At 59.4% G+C, this 23,902-nt stretch carries 28 protein-coding genes; 15 read left to right on the top strand and 13 right to left on the bottom strand.

Features of this window, described 5'->3' with window-relative positions; translation table 11 throughout:
• Positions 1–41 precede the first annotated feature (41 nt).
• The 3 genes from SynBIOSE41_RS00205 to SynBIOSE41_RS00195 all read left to right on the top strand — a co-directional run bounded on the left by SynBIOSE41_RS00205 (position 42) and on the right by SynBIOSE41_RS00195 (position 1,468).
• Complete coding sequence (locus SynBIOSE41_RS00205) at positions 42–557, top strand: AbrB family transcriptional regulator (RefSeq protein WP_066908559.1); 516 nt, start codon at positions 42–44, stop codon at positions 555–557.
• Positions 558–620: 63 nt separating this feature from the next.
• Positions 621–1,037, top strand: a complete 417-nt coding sequence (locus tag SynBIOSE41_RS00200; RefSeq protein ID WP_186539178.1) for a DUF6554 family protein — start codon at positions 621–623, stop codon at positions 1,035–1,037.
• 5 nt (positions 1,038–1,042) lie between these two features.
• Positions 1,043–1,468 (top strand): hypothetical protein, encoded by a 426-nt coding sequence (locus SynBIOSE41_RS00195; RefSeq protein WP_255475877.1) that lies wholly within the window; start codon positions 1,043–1,045, stop codon positions 1,466–1,468.
• On the opposite strand, the gene SynBIOSE41_RS00190 is transcribed toward SynBIOSE41_RS00195, so the two are convergent.
• A complete protein-coding gene (locus SynBIOSE41_RS00190) occupies positions 1,423–2,931 on the bottom strand; it encodes a DEAD/DEAH box helicase (protein ID WP_186540617.1) in 1,509 nt (502 codons plus the stop codon). The two genes, SynBIOSE41_RS00195 and SynBIOSE41_RS00190, sit on opposite strands and share 46 nt — an antisense overlap.
• Positions 2,932–3,181: 250 nt before the next feature.
• Between SynBIOSE41_RS00190 and SynBIOSE41_RS00185 the strand changes: the two genes are divergently transcribed.
• Complete coding sequence (locus tag SynBIOSE41_RS00185; protein ID WP_255475876.1) at positions 3,182–3,613, top strand: HNH endonuclease; 432 nt, start codon at positions 3,182–3,184, stop codon at positions 3,611–3,613.
• Between the two features lie 22 nt (positions 3,614–3,635).
• On the opposite strand, the gene SynBIOSE41_RS00180 is transcribed toward SynBIOSE41_RS00185, so the two are convergent.
• A complete protein-coding gene (locus SynBIOSE41_RS00180; RefSeq protein WP_255475875.1) occupies positions 3,636–3,872 on the bottom strand; it encodes a serine protease inhibitor in 237 nt (78 codons plus the stop codon).
• A gap of 30 nt (positions 3,873–3,902) precedes the next feature.
• Between SynBIOSE41_RS00180 and SynBIOSE41_RS00175 the strand changes: the two genes are divergently transcribed.
• Positions 3,903–4,829 (top strand): SDR family oxidoreductase, encoded by a 927-nt coding sequence (locus SynBIOSE41_RS00175; protein ID WP_186539177.1) that lies wholly within the window; start codon positions 3,903–3,905, stop codon positions 4,827–4,829.
• On the opposite strand, the gene SynBIOSE41_RS00170 is transcribed toward SynBIOSE41_RS00175, so the two are convergent.
• Positions 4,795–4,998, bottom strand: coding sequence for a 4-hydroxythreonine-4-phosphate dehydrogenase (locus SynBIOSE41_RS00170; RefSeq protein ID WP_231857105.1), 204 nt, complete (start codon positions 4,996–4,998; stop codon positions 4,795–4,797). The two genes, SynBIOSE41_RS00175 and SynBIOSE41_RS00170, sit on opposite strands and share 35 nt — an antisense overlap.
• Here SynBIOSE41_RS00170 and pdxA point away from each other — a divergent pair.
• The gene (gene pdxA, locus SynBIOSE41_RS00165) at positions 4,985–6,019 is read left to right on the top strand and encodes a 4-hydroxythreonine-4-phosphate dehydrogenase PdxA (RefSeq protein ID WP_186539176.1); all 1,035 of its coding nucleotides are present in this window, start codon (positions 4,985–4,987) and stop codon (positions 6,017–6,019) included. The genes SynBIOSE41_RS00170 and pdxA overlap by 14 nt on opposite strands.
• On the opposite strand, the gene accB is transcribed toward pdxA, so the two are convergent.
• Together accB and efp are read right to left on the bottom strand one after the other, a co-directional pair.
• A complete protein-coding gene (gene accB, locus SynBIOSE41_RS00160) occupies positions 6,006–6,491 on the bottom strand; it encodes an acetyl-CoA carboxylase biotin carboxyl carrier protein (RefSeq protein ID WP_186539175.1) in 486 nt (161 codons plus the stop codon). The two genes, pdxA and accB, sit on opposite strands and share 14 nt — an antisense overlap.
• A gap of 2 nt (positions 6,492–6,493) precedes the next feature.
• Positions 6,494–7,057 (bottom strand): elongation factor P, encoded by a 564-nt coding sequence (efp, locus tag SynBIOSE41_RS00155; RefSeq protein ID WP_066908590.1) that lies wholly within the window; start codon positions 7,055–7,057, stop codon positions 6,494–6,496.
• Between the two features lie 32 nt (positions 7,058–7,089).
• Here efp and SynBIOSE41_RS00150 point away from each other — a divergent pair, with 32 nt between their 5' ends.
• Together SynBIOSE41_RS00150 and thiL are read left to right on the top strand one after the other, a co-directional pair.
• Entirely contained in the window at positions 7,090–8,208 is a 1,119-nt protein-coding gene (locus tag SynBIOSE41_RS00150; RefSeq protein ID WP_370594160.1) for a peptidylprolyl isomerase, read from the top strand.
• 5 nt (positions 8,209–8,213) lie between these two features.
• Positions 8,214–9,215: a thiamine-phosphate kinase gene (gene thiL / locus SynBIOSE41_RS00145; RefSeq protein WP_186539174.1), complete on the top strand. Its 1,002-nt coding sequence runs from the start codon at positions 8,214–8,216 to the stop codon at positions 9,213–9,215.
• Between the two features lie 52 nt (positions 9,216–9,267).
• On the opposite strand, the gene gap is transcribed toward thiL, so the two are convergent.
• Positions 9,268–10,293 carry a type I glyceraldehyde-3-phosphate dehydrogenase gene (gene gap, locus SynBIOSE41_RS00140; RefSeq protein WP_114990516.1) on the bottom strand — a complete coding sequence of 342 codons (1,026 nt, stop codon included), beginning with the start codon at positions 10,291–10,293 and terminating at the stop codon, positions 9,268–9,270.
• A 167-nt stretch (positions 10,294–10,460) separates the two neighbouring features.
• On the opposite strand from gap, the gene murC reads away from it, so the two are divergent.
• Genes murC through SynBIOSE41_RS00125 form a run of 3 tightly spaced genes read left to right on the top strand, consistent with a single transcriptional unit; the run spans position 10,461 to position 13,186 of the window.
• A complete protein-coding gene (murC, locus tag SynBIOSE41_RS00135; RefSeq protein ID WP_255475874.1) occupies positions 10,461–11,912 on the top strand; it encodes a UDP-N-acetylmuramate--L-alanine ligase in 1,452 nt (483 codons plus the stop codon).
• On the top strand, positions 11,888–12,820 hold the full coding sequence (gene murB / locus SynBIOSE41_RS00130) for a UDP-N-acetylmuramate dehydrogenase (protein ID WP_186539172.1): 933 nt from the start codon (positions 11,888–11,890) through the stop codon (positions 12,818–12,820). The genes murC and murB overlap by 25 nt, the downstream gene beginning before the upstream one ends.
• 24 nt (positions 12,821–12,844) lie before the next feature.
• Positions 12,845–13,186, top strand: coding sequence for a YbaB/EbfC family nucleoid-associated protein (locus SynBIOSE41_RS00125; RefSeq protein ID WP_066908605.1), 342 nt, complete (start codon positions 12,845–12,847; stop codon positions 13,184–13,186).
• Here the strand turns inward: SynBIOSE41_RS00125 and rsgA are convergent.
• Genes rsgA through grpE form a run of 4 tightly spaced genes read right to left on the bottom strand, consistent with a single transcriptional unit; the run spans position 13,161 to position 16,217 of the window.
• The gene (gene rsgA / locus SynBIOSE41_RS00120; RefSeq protein ID WP_186540615.1) at positions 13,161–14,042 is read right to left on the bottom strand and encodes a ribosome small subunit-dependent GTPase A; all 882 of its coding nucleotides are present in this window, start codon (positions 14,040–14,042) and stop codon (positions 13,161–13,163) included. The two genes, SynBIOSE41_RS00125 and rsgA, sit on opposite strands and share 26 nt — an antisense overlap.
• A gap of 19 nt (positions 14,043–14,061) precedes the next feature.
• A complete protein-coding gene (locus tag SynBIOSE41_RS00115) occupies positions 14,062–14,304 on the bottom strand; it encodes a sulfurtransferase TusA family protein (RefSeq protein WP_066908608.1) in 243 nt (80 codons plus the stop codon).
• 2 nt (positions 14,305–14,306) lie between these two features.
• Complete coding sequence (dnaJ, locus tag SynBIOSE41_RS00110; protein ID WP_186539171.1) at positions 14,307–15,437, bottom strand: molecular chaperone DnaJ; 1,131 nt, start codon at positions 15,435–15,437, stop codon at positions 14,307–14,309.
• A 42-nt stretch (positions 15,438–15,479) separates the two neighbouring features.
• The gene (gene grpE, locus SynBIOSE41_RS00105) at positions 15,480–16,217 is read right to left on the bottom strand and encodes a nucleotide exchange factor GrpE (RefSeq protein ID WP_186540614.1); all 738 of its coding nucleotides are present in this window, start codon (positions 16,215–16,217) and stop codon (positions 15,480–15,482) included.
• A gap of 95 nt (positions 16,218–16,312) precedes the next feature.
• Between grpE and SynBIOSE41_RS00100 the strand changes: the two genes are divergently transcribed.
• From SynBIOSE41_RS00100 to SynBIOSE41_RS00090, 3 genes are read left to right on the top strand one after another with little or no spacing between them, the layout of a single operon-like run.
• A complete protein-coding gene (locus SynBIOSE41_RS00100) occupies positions 16,313–18,049 on the top strand; it encodes a GspE/PulE family protein (RefSeq protein WP_186539170.1) in 1,737 nt (578 codons plus the stop codon).
• 10 nt (positions 18,050–18,059) lie between these two features.
• Complete coding sequence (locus SynBIOSE41_RS00095) at positions 18,060–19,133, top strand: type IV pilus twitching motility protein PilT (RefSeq protein WP_186539169.1); 1,074 nt, start codon at positions 18,060–18,062, stop codon at positions 19,131–19,133.
• Between the two features lie 16 nt (positions 19,134–19,149).
• On the top strand, positions 19,150–20,427 hold the full coding sequence (locus SynBIOSE41_RS00090) for a type II secretion system F family protein (RefSeq protein WP_186539168.1): 1,278 nt from the start codon (positions 19,150–19,152) through the stop codon (positions 20,425–20,427).
• Here the strand turns inward: SynBIOSE41_RS00090 and SynBIOSE41_RS00085 are convergent.
• Positions 20,421–21,626: an NAD(P)/FAD-dependent oxidoreductase gene (locus SynBIOSE41_RS00085; RefSeq protein WP_255476072.1), complete on the bottom strand. Its 1,206-nt coding sequence runs from the start codon at positions 21,624–21,626 to the stop codon at positions 20,421–20,423. The two genes, SynBIOSE41_RS00090 and SynBIOSE41_RS00085, sit on opposite strands and share 7 nt — an antisense overlap.
• A 34-nt stretch (positions 21,627–21,660) precedes the next feature.
• A complete protein-coding gene (msrB, locus tag SynBIOSE41_RS00080; RefSeq protein WP_186539166.1) occupies positions 21,661–22,170 on the bottom strand; it encodes a peptide-methionine (R)-S-oxide reductase MsrB in 510 nt (169 codons plus the stop codon).
• A gap of 69 nt (positions 22,171–22,239) precedes the next feature.
• On the opposite strand from msrB, the gene dusA reads away from it, so the two are divergent.
• On the top strand, positions 22,240–23,244 hold the full coding sequence (gene dusA, locus SynBIOSE41_RS00075; RefSeq protein ID WP_186539165.1) for a tRNA dihydrouridine(20/20a) synthase DusA: 1,005 nt from the start codon (positions 22,240–22,242) through the stop codon (positions 23,242–23,244).
• 25 nt (positions 23,245–23,269) lie between these two features.
• Here the strand turns inward: dusA and SynBIOSE41_RS00070 are convergent, their stop codons facing one another.
• A complete protein-coding gene (locus tag SynBIOSE41_RS00070; protein WP_186539164.1) occupies positions 23,270–23,836 on the bottom strand; it encodes an RNA-binding protein in 567 nt (188 codons plus the stop codon).
• Positions 23,837–23,902: the final 66 nt, after the last annotated feature.

The following is a 23,902-nucleotide window of genomic DNA, read 5'->3' as shown; positions in this document are numbered from 1 at the left end:
GCTCTGGCCTCAAACTGAGAGATCTGCTGCCTGCGGCTGCCATGCCTTCTCTGATGATCCTGCTGGTGTATGCCCTGGCCGGAACTGGAATGGGACTACTCGCTCTGAAAACTGGGATTCCAGCTGCACCGCTTGCGGGCGCACTGATCGGTGCTGCGGTGGTGAGCATGAGCGGGCGTCTTGAGCTTGCCGAATGGCCGCCCGGTACGCGCACTGCTCTTCAGATAGGAATCGGAACGGTGATCGGCACCGGACTGACGCAAACATCTCTCGAGCAGCTGCAAAATCTCTGGAAGCCAGCGGTGCTGATCACGCTCACGCTGGTGATGACAGGTCTGGTGGTTGGTCTATGGGCCAGTCGTCTGCTTGGCGTTGATCCTCTGATCACCCTGCTGGGAGCAGCGCCCGGTGGAATCAGCGGCATGAGCCTTGTCGGAGAGGATTACGGCGTCGGCGCCGCTGTTGCGGCACTGCATGCAGTGCGACTGATCACCGTGCTTCTGGTTCTGCCACTGGTGGTGAAACTGCTCACACCTCTCGGGCTTGGCAATTCCTGATTCCCCTCTGGACAGCCAAACACAAGCCGATACGTTGACGCAGATCGCCTTTTCTGTCCATCGATGGCCAGCCTCCGCACCCGCCTCGCCGTCCTGCTGCCACTGGCTGGGATGCTGCTCGCAGCTGCACCTGTTGAGGCTGCGAGCGCCGACTCCAAAAAGGGCGCTCAGGTGTATTGCTACATGCGCAGCAACGGCAATGATCACTCTGTGAGCTTCAAAGCCTCCTATGCCCTGATCAAACGTCAGAGCAGTGGCGTGTTCAAGACATCTCCAGAGCATGCGGCTGTGATGATCACCGAAACAGTGGTTGAGGAACCCGGCAGCTATCCGGATTGCGGTCGATATCTGGGGGATCTGTTTGGACGCAAAAGCTCCAAGAAGTCTTCAAGCGCCAGCAGTGCCAGCTCAATCACGAACAGCAGCTCCAACGGTGCAACTTCAACAGACTGGGATGCTGATGATCGATACAGCTACTGAAACCGTTGACATTGCTTAGGCCTGCGCGAGCCGATTGGAGGTCCAGATGGCCGCATTCGCTTCTCCTGATCGGCGCTCTGCTACTCACGATCCAGGCCTGCAGGAACGCCAAGAGTCCCCAAGCTGTTTCAGCCGATGCCCAGGTGAAAGCATCCAGCTGCCTTGAAGATCTCAATTTGCAGCGACTGGACAAAGCCCTTGATCATTGCAATGCGGTTGTGGTGAGTCACCCTGGCAATCCAGTGCCGCTGACCGACAGGTCACTGATCCAGACACTGATGGGGCGTGATGAAGAGGCCTGCGCTGATGTGAGCCAGGCCTTATCCCTGCTCAAAGACCAGAACAAATCCAGAGATCCTCTGCTCGAGCACGAGCTGGACGTGCGTCAGCAATCCTGCAAACAACGGGACACCATGGCTGGTAACGGCTGACGATCCACGCTGATACGACGTGGGCCCAGCAGCAACTCGATCTTGTCAGCCTTGCTGGCCACAAGACCATCCACAAGCTGATCGGCCAGACCAAGCTGAAGCCAATGGCTGGTCAGCCCGCCATCCATGCCGATGCGGTGGCAACGATCCTCCGCCTGGTCAACATCGCCCGGGGTCCAGGGCCTCTCCAGAAGCACGACCTGACGTGCCCGATGCAGTGTGAATCCCAACCCTCCGCAGCCGTAGGTCGCCAAAAGCAGATCCGTTCCACCAGCCTGAAAATGATCCACAGCAGCCTGTCGCTGTTCCGGTTTTTGCCGACCGGTTAACAGTTCACCACCCAGCCGCTGCTGCAGGAGCTGAAGCGGTGACACGAAGGAGCTGAACAGCACGATCGCCTGACCATCAGCACGCAACTGCTCCACCAGCGCCTGAGCAGCTGGAAGCTTAAATTCCGCCGCAATCATGCGCAGGGAGGTGAGCACGGCAAGTGATTCAGCATCCGAACGCACTTCACCGATCTGCACACGGCGGCGATAGTCCTCCACCACAAGACGCAGGCGGTGATCGAATCCAAGCGCCTGATCAGCAGCCAGTGAAACGCCATGGCAGCGACGCTGCTTGGCCGGAAGACCCAGCACCTGCTGCTTGCGTCGATGCAGAATCAATGGTCTGGTGAGGCGCCGCAACTCCTCCAGACGACTTGCACCATCAGCACGCCAACGGCGCCGACCACCCTGTTCACTCCAGTGTCCCTGGCAAAAAATCTCCTCAAATGAACGCTGATCGCGAGCCAGTGGATGATCCATGGCAGCCAGCAGCGGAAAAAACTGAATCGGTCGACCATTGCGGACGGGTGTGCCCGTGAGCATCCAGACCGCCCGCAGCCGCGGATGGCGGGCCAAGCGCAACAGGGCCTGGGTCCGCTGAGCCTGAAGTGACTGGGCGTAATGGGCTTCATCAACCACCAGAAGTGTTCCCGCTTCCGGAAGGTCACCCGGTAAGCGGGCCCAGCTGTGCAGTGTGCACTCGAGATCAAGAGACTTCGCTTCACGCTGCCAGTGCGGGTGAAGTCCCACAGGAGCGATCACCATCAGGCGCAGAGGCACTACACGCAGCAAGGCGCGAGCCGCCAGAAGGGATGTGAGCGTCTTTCCCAAACCCATCTCATCAGCCAACAAGGCTCCACGACGAGCCAGCAGCCAGCGCGCACCCGAACGTTGATGAGGAAGCGGTGTACGACCATCAGCAAGAGGCCGATCCAGGTCGGCACTGGCCATCAGCTCCCGGTGATGAGGAAGAGGCGGCAATGGATGACGGTGCCAGTCCAGCCAACGCACCAGTTCCTCTTCAACCCGAAAACGTGAGCCCAAACGGTCGAGCAGGCACTCTGCTGCGGCCAGGGGAAATTCCCAGCCATGCTTCGAGCCTTTCCAGAGTCCCCGAGGCCTGATCCGACCCATCTGCGCGTGGGTCACGGCATCAAAGGGGTAGGTGACCCTCACAAGTCCTGAAGGGGTGAGCCCAAGGCTGCAGCTGGACGTTGATGAAGCCGTAACGACAACTCAGCAAATGGAATTGTATTGCTTCTTCTGAGCACCACAAGGGGCTTGAACCTCAAATATCACACTTGAAAAAGTGCCAAAAATGCAGCGAAGAACACATTGACGAAGCCAGCGAAAGCGACAGAATTATCACAACCGAACCATTCGGATGCATAACAGGGACGCGGTTTTCCTTGAAGATCTATGCCCTAAACTGCGAGTCCGAAGATGGCGTCAATCGCTACACACTTACACCGGCAAAAGCTGTATTTACTGCGGTAAACAATCAGAATCGATCGACCATATTCTTCCAAGAGCTAAGGGTGGTTTAAGCATTACAGAAAATTGTGTTCCCGCCTGCCTCTCATGCAATGGGCACAAATCAGATTCCGATGTTTTTGATTGGTATCGACGCCAGCGCTTTTACGATCCGCGCCGAGCCATGGCGATCCGTGCCTGGATGGATGGTGATTTGCGCCTTGCACTGAGACTTCTGCAATGGGCACAACCGGAACTGAATCAAACCACCAATGCATCGATGGCACCGGATGCATCCCTCAACAATCAGGGACATCAGGACTGGGGCTTTGAGGCTGCCTGAACCAACGCAGCCCGATCCCTGATCACCAGACTCTGCAAGCCTCTGCTGAATGATGCTGCTGACAGATTGATGCCTGCTGTTGAGGCTGCTCAGGTGCCAGCAAAAAGGCCGCACTCACCAAGACCGAGGCAAACAAAGTCGCAGCCAAGCGACGCAACGCAGCATTCTCGCCAGTCGAGATCACAATGCTGCGATTATCGGCGCTTCGAGGCAGCATGGACGCCGGATAGGACATCAGGGGAAGACAGGAACTGGTCACGGCTGCATTGCCACTGATACGTTTGTACTCATGCCGGAATCGCTTGTCAACCGTTGCCGATCGCTGCCCACTGGATCCACGCTGTGCATCCTTGGAGCTGGCTTCAGTGGACGTCGGGTCGCGGCCCTGGCGGAAGCCCTGAACATCAGGGTGCTCACCACTCGCAGAAACCCCGATCCCAAGAGCAGAGCTCTGCGCTTTGACACTGACCAGTACGTGCTGCCATCGGACTCAGAGCTGCATGGTGTCACCCATCTGCTGAGCACCATTCCCCCAGGCCGTGATCAGACCGACCCTGTTTTGCGGACACTGGGGTCTCAGCTCAGTCGACTGCCCCTTCGCTGGGCCGGCTATCTGTCCACCACCGGCATCTACGGCGACACAGGAGGGGCCTGGGTCAGTGAAACGGATGCACCGCGACCAGGCCAGGATCGCAGCCGCAGACGTCTGATCTGCGAACGAGAGTGGCTGAACAGCGGACTCCCCGTACAGATTCTGCGCTTACCGGGGATCTACGGACCGGGTCGCTCACCTCTGGCCGCAGTGAAGGCTGGCACCCTGAAACCCATACACAAGCCAGGACAGGTGTTCTGCAGGGTGCACGTCGACGACATCGCCGCGGCCTGCCTGCACATGATGCACTGCTCTGCCGCAGGGCAGCACCCTCCGGTCGTGAACATCTGTGATCACGAGCCAGCTCCGAGTCATGTGATGCAGCGTCATGCCGCAGACCTTTTGGACTGCGATCTGCCGGAAGCTCGCCATTACGAGGATGCCGAGGCAGACATGAGTGCCATGGCCCGTAGCTTCTGGGCCGAAAATCGCAGGGTGAGCAACGATCTTCTCTGCAAGACACTTGGCTACACCCTGATTCATCCCAACTTCCGCAGCGGACTCTCCCACTGCCTGGAAGCGGAGAGACTCACGGAGGATCCGACTCGGTGCGCTCCGGACTGAGCAGAGGAATCCGATCCAGCCTCAAGGGCTGATCAGGATCAATGAAGTTCAGACCTGCATCATGCAGCATGCGACTCCACTGAACTTCCAGCCAGCCCTGGCGAAGAGCCGTTCCCAGGCCGTAGAGCAACAGGCCGATCACCAGCCAACGCAGCATGACCTCATCCATCGAATGCCATGACGCTAAACAGCGCCTTGTGATCGCACTCGGAGATCCTGCTGGAATCGGCATGGAAGTCACGCTGAAAGCCCTGGCTGATCCCAGGCGACCAGCGGACATGCCGATGCCCGTGCTTGTGGGCTGCAGGGCCAGCCTGCAACAGACCGCTGACCATCTGAGATTGCACACGCCAGACCCCATCGCGGATCCAGATGCACTGACGATTGAGGATCTACCGGTACCTGGAGGGCCTCTGCTTCCCGGCGATGCAGGAGTCAGAAGCGGAGAAGCCGGGTTCCGATGGCTGAGCAGAGCTGTGGAGCTGGTCCAACAACAACAAGCACGGGCACTGGTGACAGCACCGATCGCGAAACATGCCTGGCATCAAGCCGGACATCACTATCCCGGTCAGACCGAACGTCTGGCGGAACTCGATGGACGCAAAACTGCCTCCATGCTGTTCACGGCTGTCTCCCCGGCAACCGGATGGAGGTTGAACACTTTGCTGGCCACCACGCACATCCCGCTTGGTCAGGTTCCAGCAGTGCTCACGGCAGACCTGGTTGAACGCAAGCTCGATGAACTGGCAGGGTTCTGCCTGCGCTTCAATCCTGCTCCTCAATTGCTGGTGGCCGGCCTCAACCCGCATGCCGGAGAGCAGGGGCAACTCGGAGAAGAGGAGCAGCTGTGGTTGAAGCCGTTGCTGGAGCGGTGGGCGAGCGAGCATCCCTGCTTTCAGCTGAAAGGCCCCTTACCGCCAGACAGCTGCTGGCTGAGTGCGGCCAAGGCCTGGAGCAACGATTCTGGTCAGATCGGACCTGATGGAATCCTGGCCCTTTATCACGATCAGGGCCTGATTCCGGTGAAGTTGCTGGCCTTCGATCAGGCCGTGAACACCACTCTGGGCTTGTCTTTTCTGCGAACCTCTCCAGACCACGGCACAGGCTTTGATATCGCCGGACGAGGAGTGGCAAGGGGAGCAAGCATGCTGGCCGCCATCCAGGCGGCCTGGGAGCTCAGCCGGGCTTGACGCGCATCAGCACCTGACCGAATTCCACCGGAGTGCCGTTATCCACAAGGATTTCCACCACCTCGCCTGCAACCTCCGCTTCCAGCTCGTTCATGAGCTTCATCGCCTCAAGAATGCAGATCGTCTGACCGGCATTGATCCGATTACCGATCTCCACGAAGGGAGCTTCCCCCGGAGCAGGAGCGGTGTAGAAAGTCCCGACCATCGGTGCCGTGACATCAACCAGATCAGAACGGGAACCCGCCGCAGGCGGTGGGGCTGCTGAAGCTGTTTCCCCCTGGGCAGGGACATCAGCGACAGGGGCCGGGGGCACAGCCTGGACAACAGGGGCCACCGGGGCAGCCACCGCTGTGACCGGCAGGTTGCGACGAACCTCCAGGCGAAAGTCGTCGCCTTCAAGGCGGAACTCCTGGATATCACTATCACCCAGGACATCCAAAAGCTTGTGCAGCTGATCGTGATCGAGTTGCATGATCAGCTGCTCTCCCGACCCAGGTAGGAATCGTTGCGGGTATCCACCTTGATCTTCTCGCCAATCGAAAGGAACAGAGGAACCATCACCTGAGCACCGGTTTCGAGGATCGCAGGCTTGGTTCCACCAGTGGCAGTGTCACCTTTCACGCCAGGGTCGGTCTGGGTGATCTCCAGCACAACGGAGTTGGGCAATTCAACTTCAAGGGGCTTCTCGTTCCACGAGACCACACTCACTTCCATCCCCTCCTTGAGGTATTTGCGGCTGTCACCAATCTGCTGAGCGGTGAGCCGGGTCTCCTCATAGCTCGACATGTCCATAAAGACATAGTCCTCACCTTCCATGTAGGTGTGCTGGAGGGTGGTTTTCTCCAACAAAGCCTGAGGCACCATCTCTCCGGCGCGAAAGGTTTTGTCAACAACGCTGCCGGTCTGGACAGCCTTGAGCTTGGTGCGAACGAAGGCCGAACCTTTGCCAGGCTTCACGTGCAGGAACTCGACCACGCGCCAAACGGCACCGTCGAGCTCAATCGTGGTGCCGGTGCGAAAGTCGTTGCTGGAGATCATTCCCGCCGAACGGTTCAGGGGATCATACGGCTGTGCCAAAGTCCTTTCAGCACCTGGGGTTCTCCTTGGCGATTCGGTTGGGATTTCAGCGCTTGAGCGCATGGCTTATCAGCCTGCTGATGCTGGTTGGGGTGACCTGGACCCCAGCGGCCTGGGCGGGACTCCCCCAAGGAAACGCCGTGCAGGATCCAGCGGCGATCCTGCGCGATTCATTACCCATGAATCAGCAGGACCTGCGCGATCTTCAGCATCAGCTTGAAGGCACCAGTGATGACCTGCGTGCCAAGCGCTGGAGCGCTCTCGGACGCGGCCTCAAGCGCACCCAGTCCCAGCTGAGCGATAGGAGGAGCGCAATCATCGCCGCGATGCCCAGCGACGATCAATCAAAGGCTGAACAGATCCTTGATGCGGTAGCTGATGACCTGAACGTTCTGCAGGAACGCGTTGAAGACAAAGACAAATCGGGATTTATCCAGTCACGGCGCCAGACCCTCAGCCAGATCGGTGATCTGGAAGCACTGCTGATTGATGACCGACTGCCAGCGATCCCTTCGGAATTCGATGCCCTGCCAAGGCTGGCCGGCCGAGCCACTGTGGTGATCGAAACCACGGAAGGCGATCTCACTGCCGTGGTGGATGGTTACAACGCACCGCTCACCGCCGGTGCCTTCATCGATCTCAGCCTGAAGGGCTTCTATGACGGATTGCCTTTCAACCGTGCCGAAGACTTCTACATCCTGCAGAGCGGCGATCCCAAAGGCCCTGACATCGGCTATGTGGATCCAAAAACCAAGCAGGAACGTCACGTGCCCCTCGAAATCCGTGTTCCCGATGAGCCGGAAACCCTCTACAACCAGACCTTCGAAGACGTGGGTCTGTTCAAAGCCACTCCAGTGCTTCCCTTCGCCACCCTGGGAACGTTGGGTTGGGCACACTCCGATCAGGCCCTCGATGACGGCTCATCCCAGTTCTTTCTGTTTCTCTACGAAGCGGAGCTGACGCCAGCAGGGCTGAATCTTGTGGATGGGCGCAATGCAGCCTTCGGCTATGTCGTGGACGGGTTCGATGTACTCGAAGAACTGGGCGTCAACGATGAGATCAAGAAGATCAGAGTTGTCGAAGGTGCAGATCGACTCCAGCAGCACGCCTGAGCTCCGTGACGCTCACACTGGCGAAGCTGGGTGAAGCGGAGCTGCTCAGGCGGCTGGCCTGCTTTGCTCCACCGGGCCAGCTGGCTGATGACACGTGCACCCTGGCCGCCGACACCCGGCAGCTGCTTGTGAACACCGACGTTCTGGTGGAAGACATTCACTTCAGTGACCGCACGACTAGCCCTGAGGATGTGGGCTGGCGGGCCGTCGCGACCAACCTGTCGGATCTGGCAGCCAGCGGTGCCATTGCTGTGGATGGGATCACGGTTGCTCTGGTGGCACCTGGAAACACTCACTGGAGCTGGGTGGAGGATCTTTACCGCGGGATCAACGAAGCTCTCAGCTGCTTCGGAGGCATCCTGCTGGGAGGGGATTGCTCCGCAGGCAGCCAAAGACTGATCTCGGTCACCGCACTGGGCCGTGTCGGCCCTCTGCGTCTGCACCGCGCTGATGCCTGTCCAGGTGACTGGCTTGTGACCAGCGGAGCCCATGGCCTGAGCCGGCTGGGGCTTGCACTTCTGCAGGGCGATCCAGCACTTGATGAGAACGAGACGCTGACGGTCGGCCTGCGGGACCTGGCCATCTCCCGGCATCAACGACCCATTCCGCGGCTGGATGCCTTGAACACTCTGTTGGATCAAAAACCCAAGGACATGCCCTGGCGAGCCGCCGGCACAGACAGCAGCGATGGCCTTCTGGCAGCGGTTCAGGCACTTTGCAGCAGCAGTCATTGCGGTGCTCAGCTGACGCGGGAATGGCTGCCAAAGTCAACGGACTGGCCTTCAGGCAGCCGATGGGACGAATGGTGCCTCAACGGCGGCGAGGATTTCGAGCTGGTGCTGAGTCTTCCACCGGCCTGGGCACAACGCTGGATTGACCATCAACCGGGCAGCCACCGGATCGGCTCGATCACGGGCGACAGCAATGCAATTGTGTGGAGTGACACCAGACGTCCTGTTGCCGCTGCAGGATTTGATCACTTCGGCTCCTCACTGAATGATGCATGACCAAAAAAAATCCCTCCCGCAGGGAGGGATGAGCCATCAGATCAGATCCTGATCATTTCCAGTTTCTGGCCACCACCTCGGCGAGGTCCACGACTCTTTGGCTGTAGCCCCACTCGTTGTCGTACCAGGCAACGATCTTGAAGAAGTTGTCGCCCATGGCAAGGGTCAGATCCGCGTCAAAGATGGTCGACTGATTGGTACCCGCGTAGTCGCTGGACACCAGGGGCAGATCGCCGTACTTGATGATCTTGCTCATGGGGCCATCAGCAGCAGCCTTGAGGATCGACTTGATCTCATCGACGGAGGAGGCACGGTTGGACTCAAACACCAGGTCAACGGCTGAAACGTTCGGAGTGGGAACGCGCATCGCGATACCGGTGAACTTGCCCTTCACAGCGGGATAGACCAGAGCAACAGCCTGGGCTGCACCGGTAGAGGTGGGAACCATGTTCACAGCAGCAGCGCGGGCACGGCGCAGATCGCGATGGTTGTTATCGAGAATCCGCTGGTCGCCTGTGTAGCTGTGAATGGTGGTCATCAGGCCACGATTGATGCCGATCGACTGATCGATCACTTTCACCAGGGGAGCGAGGCAGTTGGTGGTGCAACTGGCATTGCTGAGGATGTCGAAATCTTCATGACGGTATTGATCCTCATTCACGCCCACCACGAATGTGCCGACCTTGGGGCCTTTACCCGGAGCGGTGAGAATCACCTTCTTGGCGCCGGCCTGGATGTGCATGCTGGCCTTCTCATCGGTGTTGAAGACACCGGTCGACTCCAGAACCAGATCGACCCCCCAGTCCTTCCAGGGGCAGTTGAGGGGATTGCGATCGGAGAAGAACTTCACCTGCTTGCCATTGACGATCATCGAGTCGTCAGTGGTTTCGATCTTCACGCTGGGATCAAGCTTGCCCAGGATGGAGTCATAAGTGAGCAGGTGAGCACTGGTCTTGGGGTCTGAAGTGGCATTCACACCGACAATCTCGATATCGGTGTCTGCGCCACGGCTGATCCAACCCCGCATCACATTGCGACCGATTCGGCCGAATCCATTGATCGCAACGCGCAGGGTCATAACAGAAGCGGACAATCCGCAGGATGGCCGCTGATCATACAGAAATCGCTAATTTCCAATGAATGAGCTTCTTCATCGAATGATTGAGGGAGCGAGCGCGACAGTCTGCGCCAATTAGTGGTCAGCAGGAAATGCTGATTTATGGTGCGCGTCCATGGCATTTGTTTTTGAGCAGATCGCTTGACAGCCCTTCCTCAGTGCACTTCATCGGTGCGGGCGGAATTGGCATGTCTGCCCTGGCTCGAATTCTGCTCAGCCGCGGTCACAGAGTGAGTGGCTCCGACCGCAGGATGTCTCCCGCAATGGAAGCGCTGCAGTCGCTTGGGATGGTTGCTTTCTCCTCCCAGACGGCACAGAACTTTGATGAACTGAAAAAACGAGGTGTAGCAACGCCGTTGGTGGTGATCAGCAGCGCCATCCCTGACAGCAATCCGGAACTGGCTGCAGCCCGCCAATCGCAACTGACTGTCTGGCACCGCTCCGATCTGCTCGCTGCCCTGATCGATCAACAGCCTTCAATCGCGGTTGCGGGCAGTCATGGCAAGACCACCACGAGCACGGTGGTTACCTCACTTCTTCACAGTGCTGGAGAAGATCCCACCGCTGTGATCGGTGGCATCGTTCCCTGCTACGGAAGCAATGGACATGCAGGTTCAGGCCGTCTGCTGGTGGCAGAAGCCGATGAATCCGACGGCTCCCTGGTGAAATTCAACGCAACCCTGGGCGTGATTACCAATCTGGAACTGGATCACACTGACCATTACAGGGATCTGGATGATCTGATCACCACCATGCGGCGCTTCGCAGCCGGTTGCGGTCGACTGCTTGCCAATCAGGACGACCCGATCCTGAGCGAACACTTCCAAGCTGATGCCTGGTGGTCAGTGCAACGCAGCGACAACGTTGATTTCGCCGCTCTGCCGGTAGCCCTCGAGGGCGACCACACGGTTGCAGATCTCTATGAACAATCCGAGTACGTCGGTCAAATTACGTTGCCGCTGCCAGGCATTCACAACCTGAGCAATGCCCTGGGAGCTCTCGCTGCCTGCCGTTTGGAGGGAATCCCTCTCGAGCGTCTGGTCAAACACCTCAACGAGCTCAAGACACCTGGTCGCCGCTTCGACTATCGCGGCGACTGGCAGGGACGTCTGGTGGTGGACGACTACGCCCATCATCCCAGTGAGGTGGCTGCGACCCTGGCGATGGCCACTCTCATGGTGTCCAGTGGGCGAAGCCCGCTGCCACGCAGCCCGAAACGACTGATGGCCGTGTTTCAACCCCATCGATACAGCCGCACGCAGGAATTTCAGAATGAATTCGCGCTGGCGCTCTCCAACGTCGACATCGTTGTCTTGGCTCCGGTGTTCTCAGCTGGTGAAGCCCCCATCCCCGGTGTCAGCAGCTCAGGCCTGGCGTCATGCATTCAGCAACATAGTTCCGATCAGACGGTTCTGGTGGCCGAGACCATGGACGAGCTGGCTGATCTGGTTCGGGAACACAGCTGTGCTGATGACCTCGTTCTGGCGATGGGAGCCGGTGATGTGAACAGTCTCTGGTCGCGGCTTTCACCGAACTCATTTCAGGAGCAGACGTCATGTCAGTCGACACTGACAGCTTGAGAGACCTGAAGGACATGGGAATCCTGCAGGAGCGGGTTTCCCTGGCCCACTACACAACATGGCGAGTGGGCGGACCGGCGCAATGGCTGGCCGAACCGAATGAGGCCAAGCAGATTCCCACCCTGCTTCATTGGGCAACCAATGAAGGGTTACCCCTCCGCGTGATCGGTTCAGGCTCCAATCTGCTGATTGCTGATGCAGGGCTTCCAGGACTCACGCTCTGCCTGCGACGGTTGCAGGGACTTGATCTGGATGCCCAGAGCGGCAGGGTGCGGGCAAGCTCCGGTGAACCGATCCCAACCCTGGCAAGGCGTGCCGCGAGAAAAGGATTGCAGGGGCTTGAATGGGCCGTGGGCATCCCTGGGACGGTGGGCGGAGCCGCTGTGATGAACGCCGGTGCTCAGGGTGGCTGTACAGCTGAACGATTGATCAGCGTGGATGTCGTTCCTCTGGAAGGCAACGATTTCAGGATCAGGAGGCTTGAGCGGGAATCGCTCGATTTCGCTTACCGCCACAGTGCTCTTCAAACCCAGCCGTTACTGGTCGTGGCCGCTGAATTTCAGCTTGAAGCAGGTCATGATCCGGTCGAGCTGCAACAACGCACCAGCGGAAATCTCAACCATCGCACCAGCACCCAGCCCTACAAACAACCGAGCTGTGGCAGCGTCTTTCGCAATCCAGAACCTGCCAAGGCCGGTCGTTTGATCGAGGGCCTTGGCCTGAAAGGCCGACGTGTCGGTGGGGCGCAGGTCTCTGAAGTGCATGCCAATTTCATTGTCAACACCGGTGGAGCCCGAGCTGCCGATATCCGTAACCTGATCGGCTTGGTGCAACGGGAGGTGGCCGATGCCCACGGCATCCAGCTCCAGCCTGAAGTGAAACGACTGGGATTCGAGATGGCGGCCTAACCTTTCTGTTCCTTCAGCGATGCCATGGCCGGGTTCGGACTTCCCAATTTTGGACAGCTCACCGAAGCCTTCCGCAAGGCACAGCAGATCCAGCAAGACGCTCAGAAACTGCAGGAAGAGCTCGATGCCATGGAGATCGAAGGCAGCAGCGAAGACGGACGAGCCTGCATCTGGCTCTCCGGCAACCAGCAGCCACTGCGTGTGAAATTGGATCCCAGTCTGCTTAGTGAAGGGCAGGAAGCTGCTGAAGCCGCCACACTCGCAGCGCTTCAATCGGCCTACGAACGCTCAACTGGCACCATGAAGGAGCGGATGCAGGAACTCACCGGCGGCCTCGACCTCAACCTGCCCGGAATGGGCGGCTGATCTCAAGAAGCTCCTCCACAGCTTTGCGATACTTGGGATAACGCTCCCAGTCGCGGGTCACACCACAGCCCGGTTCATCGCGGTGCAGGCAGTCACGGAAACGGCAGGGATGTTGGTCAAGCTGGACACGCAGCTCTGGGAACAGCACCTCCAGATTGGAGACATCATCCGGTAACTCCGGGCGGTTGAACCCCGGAGTGTCGGCAACCCTGGAGCCAGGGGAGAACGCATGCAATTCCACATGACGCGTGGTGTGACGCCCCCTCTGCAGGCGACCTGACACCTCACCCACCCGTAACGCCAGTCCTGGCAGGAGACCATTCAGCAACGAACTCTTTCCCACCCCCGAGGGGCCGCAAAGCACAGAGATCGGAACGGTCGCCAGGTGCGCGCGCAGCTCCTCAAGCCCCATGCCAGAACGCGTGGAAACAAGAATCGGTTCATAGCCCCATCCCTGCAGACGTTGGCGTAGTTGTGACAGAGCATCGGCATCCAGCAGATCGCACTTGGTCAGCACCAGCAGAACCTGCAATCCGGTCTTCTCAGCCGTGAGCAGAAACCTGCTGACCTGATCGGCATCAAGAGCAGGTTGCTCAACGGCAACCGCCACCAGGATGCAGGAGGCGTTGGCCACGGGAGGACGAACCAGAAAACTGCTCCGAGGTTCCACATCGGCAACCACGGCCCTGGCGTGATCACAATCAATGGCTTCCACCCGTACACGATCACCCACATGGACCGCTGCACCACGATGGTTGAGTCGGGTGCGACGTGTGCAGAGAAGACGGGGAGGAACATCGACAGGCGGGGCCTCAAGCTCCACCTCGAGGTAGTTGGCCTGAAGTGCAACAACCATGCCCGGATGCAGTTGATGGCTAATCACCGGCACAGATCACCTTCAGCCGCACCTGAGCATCGGAGAGGCGCTCCACATGGACCTGATGGCCATCACGACGCAGTCCCGGAACCACCATCTCTTCAGGTTCACCAGGATCAAGATCCACCTGAAGGCACTGACCGGAGGTCATGCTCTCAAGCGTGAGCCGACAGCGAATGAAATTGAGCGGACATGGCGTCCCACAGAGATCGAGCTGACGATCGGGGAGACGTTCCGTCATGGTCAACGCTGTCCGAACAGACGTGCAAACAGACCGCTCTTGTGGTGGTGATGCTGCTCTCCCCTGGCGGAGTGATGACCGGCAAGCTCCTCAAGCAGTCCCCTTTCTTCATGATTGAGACGGGTGGGGAGCTTCACATTGACCGTGATGCGCTGATTGCCGCGGGCCACAGGATTACCCAGCTTGGGAATGCCTTTGTTTTCCAGAGTCAGAACAGCATTGGGTTGAGTCCCAGCAGGAATCTCAAGGCTGGTTGGACCATCCACGGTGTCCACCTCGATGGTGTCTCCAAGGATCGCCTGGAGGTAGCTGACCTTCACCTCAGAGTGGACCGTCAATCCGTCCCTCTGCAAGGAGGGGTGTGGTTTGACAGTCAGGAACACGTACAAGTCGCCAGAGGGACCTCCGCGAAGACCGGCATTGCCCTCACCGGTCACCCTCAGACGGGTACCGGTGTCAACACCGGCTGGAATGTTGATGCGCAGCTTCTTGCGCACCTGAGTCACGCCCTGACCGCCGCAGGCATTGCAAGGATCAGCAATCACCTGACCACTGCCATTGCAGCTGGGACATTCAGCCACCTGGGTGAAACTGCCGAAAGGGGTCCGGGTTGCCCGGCGCACCTGGCCGACTCCACCACAGGTGGAGCAGGTGGTGGGACCACTGCCGCTCTTGGCACCACTGCCGGAGCAGGTGCTGCAGGTCTCCAGATGAGGAACACGAATCTCCCGCTCCTGTCCGAACACCCCCTGCTCGAAGTCGATCGTGAGGTCATAACGAAGGTCATCCCCTTGCTGAGGGCCACGGCGACGTTGCTGACGACCACCACCGGCGGCCCCACCGAACCCACTGAAGAAGGTTTCAAAAATATCAGCGAAACCACCCATGTCGCCCATGTCGGGCATGCCAGCAGCACCCCCGAGCCCAGCCTCACCGAATTGGTCGTAGCGGCCTCGGGTCTGGGGATCGCTGAGCACCTCGTAGGCGCGACCGATCTCCTTGAAGCGATCCTCTGCGCCCGGATCCTTGTTGATGTCGGGGTGGTACTGGCGAGCCAATCGCCGATAGGCCCGTTTGAGGGTGTCGGCATCGGCATCCCTGCTGACACCGAGCAGCTCGTAATAATCGGCCATCAGCTGGACGTCCCGAAGATCACAGTAAAAGCAGATGTCTGATCAACTGTTGGCATCTCCCGAAGCCTCCCCTTCAGACGCGACCTCGGCATCAGAGGTGGACGTCTCGCTGCCGGCAGCCTGTTGCGGGCCAGGCCCCATTGACACCTTGACCATGGCGTGACGCAGGACGCGGCCGTCGAGGTGATAGCCGCGCTGCAGCTCCTCAATCACCACGTCTTCTGGATGCTCCTCACTGGGCTCACGCAGCACGGCCTCGTGCAGGGTTGGATCAAACTCCTGGCCGACCACTCGCATCGGAGCAACACCCAGCTGTTTGAGCACCTCAACCAGCTGTTTATAGAGCCCCTGGTAGCTGCGGTGGAGCCCCTGGGCTTCCTCCGTCTGAGGATCGAGCTGCTGACGAGCACGCTCGAAATTATCCACGACGGGAAGGATTTCACTGAGAGTGCTGCAGATGAGCTGAAGCTTGAGATCGTCCTGGTCACGACTCTGACGCTTGCGAAAGTTGTCGAAGTCGGCAGCGATGCGAACGTACTGACCGCGCAACACCTCATGCTCCTCTCTCAGAGCGGAGTGTTCCTTCTCGAGCTGCTCAAGACGGGCCTCGTTGTCCACGGACTGGGAAGCTGACTCCGATGCGGCTGCGCCTTCAGCAGACGATGCCTCATCCACGGCTGGTGTCGTGTCCAAAGTTTCGGTTGGATTCACTGCAGGTTGCTGGCCGTCGGAACCAGCCGATGACGGATCCTGCGCTGGGGTGGAAGCATCGCCACTCATGCTGACCGGTTGCGAATTCACGTCTAGACATGTTGATAGGTGAGGCAGTCCTCCCACAAGCGGGGGAAGCCCGCACCTTTCTGCGAATTTGATCCGTGAGCGACAAAAGCCGGCCTCTGGAACTGGAATTGCTCCTTCAGAGGACCCTTCCAGGCAATCTTGGCATCGCTGATGAACCGGTTCTGCTCGAAGAACTGGAGACCATGGGATTTGATCCCATTCGTCATGCCGCGCTTGCAGAGAGCCTGACGGAGCTGCTCAGCAGGAAACCCACTGTCAGCGAGGAAGCTGCTGCGCCCTACCAGGAACCGGCAATCACGGAAAAGTCGCAGCAATCCAACGCTGAAGTGGCGACCAACAGCCAGCCCACGGATCCGGAAAATTCAAAAACCGAAACCGTGGCGGAGACCGCCACCTCCTACCTCAAAGATTTCAGCGTCGACGGGGTGCTGGAAGCCGATCCAAATGAGGATGATGCCGACTCCTCGAAACCGGTCGATCTTGAATCCGGGCTCAACGATGCAGAACGCTCACCGGTGATCGATCTGGTGGATCGCATCCTGATGCAGGCCCTTGAACTGGGTGCCAGCGACATCCATGTGGAACCTCAGCAGGCCGGCCTCCAACTGCGCTTTCGTCAGGACGGCGTGCTGCAGAGACAGATCGAACCGCTTCCGAGCCGGCTGGTGCCTGCCGTGACCTCCAGATTCAAGATCATGGCGGAGCTGGACATCGCCGAACGCAGGCTCCCCCAGGACGGCCGCATCCGACGCCGCTTCCAGAACCGGACCGTGGATTTCCGGGTCAACAGTCTGCCGAGCCGCTACGGGGAGAAAATCGTTCTGCGGCTTCTGGACAGCTCCGCCACGCAGCTGGGGCTCGACAAGCTGATTTCCAATCCGGAAGCTCTGACGCTGGTGCGCACCCTGGGGTCCAAGCCCTTCGGAATGATCCTGGTCACAGGACCGACCGGATCAGGGAAATCCACAACGCTGTACTCCCTGCTGGCGGAACGCAACGAACCGGGCATCAATATCTCCACGGTGGAGGATCCGATCGAATACGCCCTGCCGGGGATCACCCAGTGTCAGGTGAACCGGGAAAAAGGCTTTGACTTCAGCCAGGCACTGAGGGCCTTCATGCGTCAGGACCCGGACGTGCTGCTGGTGGGTGAAACGCGCGATCTGGAAACGGCGAAAACAGCCATCGAAGCGGCACTCACCGGTCACCTGGTGCTGACCACCCTCCACTGCAACGATGCTCCCAGCGCCATCGCCCGCCTTGGTGAGATGGGCGTGGAGCCGTTCATGGTCAGCGCCTCACTGATCGGGATCGTGTCCCAGCGTTTGCTTCGGCGGGTCTGCTCCATGTGCCGAATCGCCTACCGGCCAGATCCAGAGGAGCTCGGTCGCTTCGGGCTGATGGCAAGCAGTGAGGCAAACGTCAGTTTCTTTAGAGCCAACCACCATGAAGGCGAGGCCAATCCCTGCCCCCAGTGTCAGGGCAGTGGTTACAAAGGGCGAGTGGGGGTCTACGAAGTGCTGCGTATGAACGAGGAGCTGGCGACCACCGTGGCCAAAGGTGCCACCACTGACATGGTGCGCCAGCTGGCCCTTGAGGGAGGCATGAAAACCCTGCTGGGCTACAGCCTCGATCTGGTGAGAGAAGGACACACGACCCTGGAGGAAGTGGGCCGCATGGTGCTCACCGATTCCGGCCTGGAATCGGAGCGACGGGCCAGAGCCCTGAGCACACTCACCTGCAGCAGCTGTGGTGGCGGACTCCAGGAAGGTTGGCTGGAATGTCCGTACTGCCTGACCCCACGTCACTGAGGAGCGAGCGATGGAGCTGATGATTGAAGACCTGATGGAAGAGCTGGTCAAAGGCGGAGGCAGTGATCTGCACATCGCCAGCGGCCAGCCCCCCTACGGACGCTTCAGCGGTCAACTGCGAGCGATGCGTGATGAAGCTCTGCCCGAAGAGAGCTGCAACCGGTTGATCTTCTCAATGCTCAACAACAGCCAGCGCAAGACGTTGGAGCAGACATGGGAACTCGACTGCGCCTACGGCCTGAAGGGAGTGGCCCGCTTCAGGGTGAACGTCTATCGCCAGAAAGGCAGCTACGCGGCCTGTCTGCGGGCACTGGGCAGTTCCATCCCAAGCATCGAGATGCTGAACCTGCCACCGGTGGTGGTCGAAACCAGCAAGCGACCACGGGGGCTGGTGCTGGTCACCGGACCCACTGGCTCAGGCAAAACCACCACCCTGGCGGCTCTTCTGGACCACATCAATCACACCCGCGCCGAGCACATCCTCACGATTGAGGACCCGATCGAGTTCGTCTACAAAAGCGACCAAAGTCTCGTCCACCAGCGCCAGCTCAATGAAGACACCCGCAGCTTTGGCAATGCGCTCAGGGCAGCACTGCGAGAAGACCCGGACGTGATCCTGGTGGGTGAGATGCGCGACCTGGAGACGATTCAACTGGCGATCAGCGCAGCAGAGACAGGTCACCTGGTGTTCGGAACTCTGCACACCAGTTCCGCAGCGCAGACAGTGGACCGCATGGTGGATGTGTTCCCGCCCGTACAGCAGACCCAGATCCGCGTGCAACTGTCCGGAAGTCTGGTGGCGGTCTTCTCCCAGACGCTCTGCCGTCGCAGCAATCCCGAGCCTGGCCAGTTCGGCCGGGTGATGGCTCAGGAAATCATGATCAACACACCGGCCATCGCCAACCTGATTCGCGAAGGCAAGACCGCCCAGCTCTACTCACAGATTCAGACCGGCGGTGAACTGGGCATGCAGACCCTGGAGAAAGCATTGGCAGATCTTGTGACAGATGGCGATATCAATCTGCGGGAAGCACTGGCTAAAGCCAGCAAGCCCTCAGAGCTGGAACGACTTGTGAGCAGCTGAAGGTAAGAGCAACGCCATGGCCACCTTCACTGCCACCTACACCACAGCGACCGGTCAGGAGCGGACCATGACGGTCCAAGCCAACGATGTGACCACTGCGAAACGTCAGTTGAGACGAAGGGGCATCAAAGCCACCGAGTTGCGTACCAGCAAAACCGGTTCCGGACGAAACAGAAAAAAAGGTACTGCTGCCAAAGCCGACGGGACATCCGGCGGGAGCTTTCTCTCCATTGATCTGGGAGAGGCCTTCCAGAAACCCCCTGGAGTGAAGGAGAAAGCGGTCTGGGCCAGCAAGCTTGCGGCGCTCGTGGATGCAGGGGTGCCGATCGTGCGCAGTCTCGATCTGATGGCCACGCAGCAGAAGCTACCGATGTTCAAGAAAGCGCTCACCGCTGTTGGCATGGAGGTCAACCAGGGAACAGCCATGGGAGCAGCTATGCGCCAGTGGCCGAAGGTGTTCGATCAACTGACGGTGGCCATGGTGGAGGCCGGAGAAGCTGGCGGAGTACTCGATGAATCCCTGAAACGGCTGTCCAAACTTCTGGAGGACAACGCGCGTCTGCAGAACCAGATCAAAGGTGCATTGGGCTACCCCGTGGCAGTGCTGGTGATCGCAATCCTGGTGTTCCTGGGCATGACCATTTTTCTGATCCCGACCTTCGCAGACATCTTTGAAGATCTGGGCGCAGAGCTGCCTCTGTTCACCCAGCTGATGGTGGATCTGAGCAAGCTTCTGCGTTCTTCAGCGTCCCTCGTCTTCGCCGGTGGGCTGCTTGTGGCTGTCTGGTTGTTCAGCCGCTACTACGCGACTGATAAAGGCCGACGAGTTGTGGATCGCTTGACGCTGAAACTGCCGCTGTTCGGTGATCTGATCATGAAAACCGCAACCGCCCAGTTCTGCCGGATCTTCAGCTCACTGACCAAAGCCGGGGTTCCGATCCTGATGTCACTGGAAATCTCCAGTGAAACAGCGGGAAATTCGATTATTTCCGATGCCATCCTCGACTCCAGAGCAATGGTTCAGGAAGGCGTTCTGCTGAGCGCGGCACTGACGCGGCAGAAGGTTCTGCCGGACATGGCCCTGAGCATGCTCTCGATCGGCGAGGAGACCGGCGAAATGGACCGGATGCTTAGCAAGGTGGCCGACTTCTACGAAGACGAGGTGGCCACATCCGTTAAGGCACTCACATCAATGCTGGAACCGGCAATGATCGTGGTGGTGGGAGGCATTGTTGGCTCAATCCTGCTGGCGATGTATCTGCCGATGTTCAGTGTGTTTGATCAGATTCAGTAGCGAGCTCCTGCGGTTTCGACAGCTGCAATGGCCTGTCCCGCCAGCCAGCCGCCGCTCCAGCAGGCCTGGAAGTTAAATCCACCGGTGACACCATCCACATCCAGCAGTTCGCCTGCGACATAGAGCCCTGGACAGCGACGACTTTCCATCGTGGCCAGGTTCACTTCGCCCAGGGCCACTCCACCAGCAGTGACGAACTCCTCACCAAATGGGCCCCGGCCCTGAATCAGCAGCCGCTGAGCGCAGAGAATGTCGACCAGATGACGCTCAGCCTTCAAGGGCAGATCCGCCCAACGGCGCTCAACATCCAAAGCAACGGAAGACAGAAAGGCTTGCCACAAGCGACGCGGCAAGTGTTCAAACGGATTGGCCGCAATCAAGGTGCGTCGAGCCTTGTCCAACCGCCACTGCCGCAGCCTCTGCTCAACACCCTGGCGGCCCAGGCCGCCACTCCAGTCCACCTTCAGTTCTCCCTTGTAGTGGCTTTGATGAAGTGCCCGGGCCGCAAAAGCGGAGAGGCGCAGCGTTGCAGGACCACTGAGTCCGCGGTGAGTGATCAGCACCCGACCGGTCTGCCGGAAGCGCTGATCCCCGAGCTTCAGATCAAGGTTCACGTCATCAATGGCAATGCCGCTGCAGGCAGCAAGTGTTTTGGTACTCAGCGACAGGCTGAACAAAGAGGGAACAGGCGGCACCACTTGATGACCGAGGGACTCCGCAAGCTGTCGACCACTGGGATGACCACCGGTGGCCAGCATCAGCTTGCGAGCCTTCAATGGCTGCTCCAGCCCACGCCCCTCAACCACAAAACCACCATCCGTCTGCGCCGCAACCTGCTGCACCATCACTTTGGTCCGCAGCTGCACACCCGCCGCAGTCGCAGCGTTCTGCAGGCAGTGGATCACCGCCTCCGAACGGTTCTGCTGCGGAAACATGCGTCCGTCAGGTTCCTCAACAAGGGTGAGGCCATGCTCATCAAACCAGGCAATCGCATCACCACAGGCAAAACGACTGAATGGGCCACGCAAAGGCCTACTGCCACGGGGGTAATGGCTGGACAGTTCCGCCGGATCCCAGCAGGCATGGGTCACATTGCAGCGGCCTCCACCACTGATGCGAACCTTCTGAAGTGGCTCCGGCGTGGCTTCCAGAACCACAACCTGGCGCAGACCCTGCTCTGCCGCGGTGATCGCTGCCATGTAGCCGGCCGGACCACCGCCGATCACAATCAGGTCAAGCGGCCTGGAAGCGCAGTGCGACGCCGTTGTTGCAGTAGCGCTTGCCGGTGGGCCTGGGACCGTCATTGAACACATGACCCTGATGGCCGCCGCAGCGGCTGCAGTGGTATTCCGTGCGCGGAACAATCAACTTGAAATCTACTTTCGTGTCGATGGCACCTGCCAGAGGCTGCCAGAAGCTTGGCCAGCCAGTGCCACTGTCGTACTTGGCCTGCGATGAGAACAGCGAAAGATCGCAACCAGCACAGTGATAGATGCCCGACCTCTTCTCGCTGTTCAGCGCACTGGTGAACGGGGGCTCGGTGCCTTCCCTGCGAAGCACCTGATAAGACTCTGGCGACAAACGTTTCTTCCACTCCTGATCGGAGAGATTCCACTGGGAATCCGACGCATCAGAGGCTGCGGAAACCTGCTTCGGAGCACGGAAAACACCAACCAGACCTGAAACCGTGGCAACCAGCATGGAGCGTCTGCTCAACAGCCACTTTTCGATAGTGGAGGGCATCACTGATGGCGGGTTATTGATGAAACCGTTCTAGACAACTAGGAACCAGGAACCAGGCAGCATGGAGGGATGGATTCCCACACCAGAACCGATCGGGAACCTTGCTGGCGCTTCAGCATCGCTCCAATGCTGGACTGCACAGATCGGCATTTTCGCCAGCTGATGCGCCAGATCAGCTGTCATGCACTGCTGTACAGCGAAATGGTGGTGGCCCAGGCGCTTCACTACACCAAGAGAAGGGAACGCCTGCTCGACTTCGATGTGGAGGAGCATCCGATCGCCCTCCAAGTTGGCGGTGATCAGCCACAACTGCTCGCAGAGGCCGCTCGCATGGCAGCGGACTGGGGCTATGACGAAATCAACCTCAATGTGGGCTGCCCAAGTCCACGGGTTCAGGCTGGCAATTTCGGAGCTTGCCTGATGGCAGAACCCGAACGCGTGGCGCGCTGTGTGGAAGCGATGGTGTCCGCCACTGGCCTGCCGGTGACGGTGAAACACCGGGTGGGTATCGATGATCTCGATAGCGACACCCTGCTCACTGCTTTTGTGGATCAGGTGGCCGCGGCCGGTGCCAGCCGCTTCAGCGTGCACGCTCGCAAAGCCTGGCTGGATGGCCTCGATCCCAAACAGAACCGCACGATCCCTCCGTTACAGCATGAGCGGGTGATCGCGCTCAAACAACGAAGGCCCGAGCTCATGATCGAGCTCAACGGCGGACTCGACACCCCGGAGCAGTGCCTGTCTGCTCTGCATCATTGCGACGGCGCCATGGTTGGCCGGGCCGCCTATGCCCATCCTCTGCGCTGGGCAACCATGGATGCCCTGATCTATGGCGAGGCTCCACGGGCCGTGAAAGCCTCGGATGTAATCAAAGGCCTGATGCCCCATGCCGAACGCCACCTGGAACGGGGTGGCCGTCTGTGGGATCTCTGCCGCCACCTGGTGCAACTGGTGGAAGGAGTCCCAGGTGCCCGCCACTGGCGACGCGAGCTCGGTGAGCAAGCCCAGCGGACAGGGTCAGACCTCAGGGTGCTGGAACGTTCAGCCCGGCAACTCACAGATGCCGGGCTTTAAAAACTGAACTGAACAAATCGGTGAATCAGCCTTCGGCGCCGCCATAGCCGCCGTAGTCATCTCCACCACCGCCATAACCGCTTCCACCACCATCGGTCTGGGAAGCACCACCACGACGACGACTGCGGCGACCCTCTTCAACACCACCTCCGTAAGCAGAACCGGACTGGTCGCCACCGCCAGCAGCTCCACCACCGGACGAACCGCCTCCATAGCTGCGATCTTCCCAACCACGTGCACCGGAGCGACGATCGCCGCCGCCACCGCCGTAGCCGCCACCACCGCCGCCGCCGTAGCCGCCACCACCACCACCGCCGCCGTAGCCGCCACCACCACGACGAGGTGCACTTCCGCGGGGCTCAGCCTTGTTGATGCGGAGGGGACGACCCATTAACTCAGCGCCCTGGAGAGCTTCGATCGCCGCGGCTTCAGCCGCTTCATCGACCATCTCCACGAAGGCGAAACCACGTTTGCGACCGGTGTCACGCTCAAGAGGAAGGGCACAGTTCGTGACCTCTCCATGAGCGGCAAACAGTTCGATTACGTCCTCCTGCTCAGCGCGGAAGGGCAGATTGCCGACAAAAATGCTCACTTGACTGCTGGACCTGAAGAAAAAGGACCCAATCGGATCAGACAAGCCATCGGTACAGGATCCAAA

This window comes from Synechococcus sp. BIOS-E4-1 (genome assembly GCF_014279995.1).
Classification (GTDB): Bacteria; Cyanobacteriota; Cyanobacteriia; order PCC-6307; family Cyanobiaceae; genus Synechococcus_C.
Note: the sequence above shows the minus strand (reverse complement) of the source record. Positions and strands in the feature narration are given on the sequence as shown.

What these genes read in the sequence shown, in the direction of transcription:
- dnaJ (WP_186539171.1), bottom strand. Translation starts at nt 15,437, where the DNA reads ATGGCCGATTATTACGAGCTGCTCGGTGTCAGCAGGGATGCCGATGCC.
- murB (WP_186539172.1), top strand. Translation starts at nt 11,888, where the DNA reads ATGTCAGTCGACACTGACAGCTTGAGAGACCTGAAGGACATGGGAATC.
- SynBIOSE41_RS00115 (WP_066908608.1), bottom strand. Translation starts at nt 14,304, where the DNA reads ATGACGGAACGTCTCCCCGATCGTCAGCTCGATCTCTGTGGGACGCCA.
- rsgA (WP_186540615.1), bottom strand. Translation starts at nt 14,042, where the DNA reads ATGGTTGTTGCACTTCAGGCCAACTACCTCGAGGTGGAGCTTGAGGCC.
- SynBIOSE41_RS00190 (WP_186540617.1), bottom strand. Translation starts at nt 2,931, where the DNA reads ATGGGTCGGATCAGGCCTCGGGGACTCTGGAAAGGCTCGAAGCATGGC.
- SynBIOSE41_RS00200 (WP_186539178.1), top strand. Translation starts at nt 621, where the DNA reads ATGGCCAGCCTCCGCACCCGCCTCGCCGTCCTGCTGCCACTGGCTGGG.
- gap (WP_114990516.1), bottom strand. Translation starts at nt 10,293, where the DNA reads ATGACCCTGCGCGTTGCGATCAATGGATTCGGCCGAATCGGTCGCAAT.
- SynBIOSE41_RS00175 (WP_186539177.1), top strand. Translation starts at nt 3,903, where the DNA reads ATGCCGGAATCGCTTGTCAACCGTTGCCGATCGCTGCCCACTGGATCC.
- SynBIOSE41_RS00090 (WP_186539168.1), top strand. Translation starts at nt 19,150, where the DNA reads ATGGCCACCTTCACTGCCACCTACACCACAGCGACCGGTCAGGAGCGG.
- SynBIOSE41_RS00185 (WP_255475876.1), top strand. Translation starts at nt 3,182, where the DNA reads ATGCATAACAGGGACGCGGTTTTCCTTGAAGATCTATGCCCTAAACTG.
- dusA (WP_186539165.1), top strand. Translation starts at nt 22,240, where the DNA reads ATGGATTCCCACACCAGAACCGATCGGGAACCTTGCTGGCGCTTCAGC.
- SynBIOSE41_RS00205 (WP_066908559.1), top strand. Translation starts at nt 42, where the DNA reads ATGCCTTCTCTGATGATCCTGCTGGTGTATGCCCTGGCCGGAACTGGA.
- accB (WP_186539175.1), bottom strand. Translation starts at nt 6,491, where the DNA reads ATGCAACTCGATCACGATCAGCTGCACAAGCTTTTGGATGTCCTGGGT.
- SynBIOSE41_RS00125 (WP_066908605.1), top strand. Translation starts at nt 12,845, where the DNA reads ATGGCCGGGTTCGGACTTCCCAATTTTGGACAGCTCACCGAAGCCTTC.
- SynBIOSE41_RS00170 (WP_231857105.1), bottom strand. Translation starts at nt 4,998, where the DNA reads ATGGATGAGGTCATGCTGCGTTGGCTGGTGATCGGCCTGTTGCTCTAC.
- grpE (WP_186540614.1), bottom strand. Translation starts at nt 16,217, where the DNA reads ATGAGTGGCGATGCTTCCACCCCAGCGCAGGATCCGTCATCGGCTGGT.
- efp (WP_066908590.1), bottom strand. Translation starts at nt 7,057, where the DNA reads ATGATCTCCAGCAACGACTTTCGCACCGGCACCACGATTGAGCTCGAC.
- SynBIOSE41_RS00095 (WP_186539169.1), top strand. Translation starts at nt 18,060, where the DNA reads ATGGAGCTGATGATTGAAGACCTGATGGAAGAGCTGGTCAAAGGCGGA.
- msrB (WP_186539166.1), bottom strand. Translation starts at nt 22,170, where the DNA reads ATGCCCTCCACTATCGAAAAGTGGCTGTTGAGCAGACGCTCCATGCTG.
- pdxA (WP_186539176.1), top strand. Translation starts at nt 4,985, where the DNA reads ATGACCTCATCCATCGAATGCCATGACGCTAAACAGCGCCTTGTGATC.
- SynBIOSE41_RS00085 (WP_255476072.1), bottom strand. Translation starts at nt 21,626, where the DNA reads ATGGCAGCGATCACCGCGGCAGAGCAGGGTCTGCGCCAGGTTGTGGTT.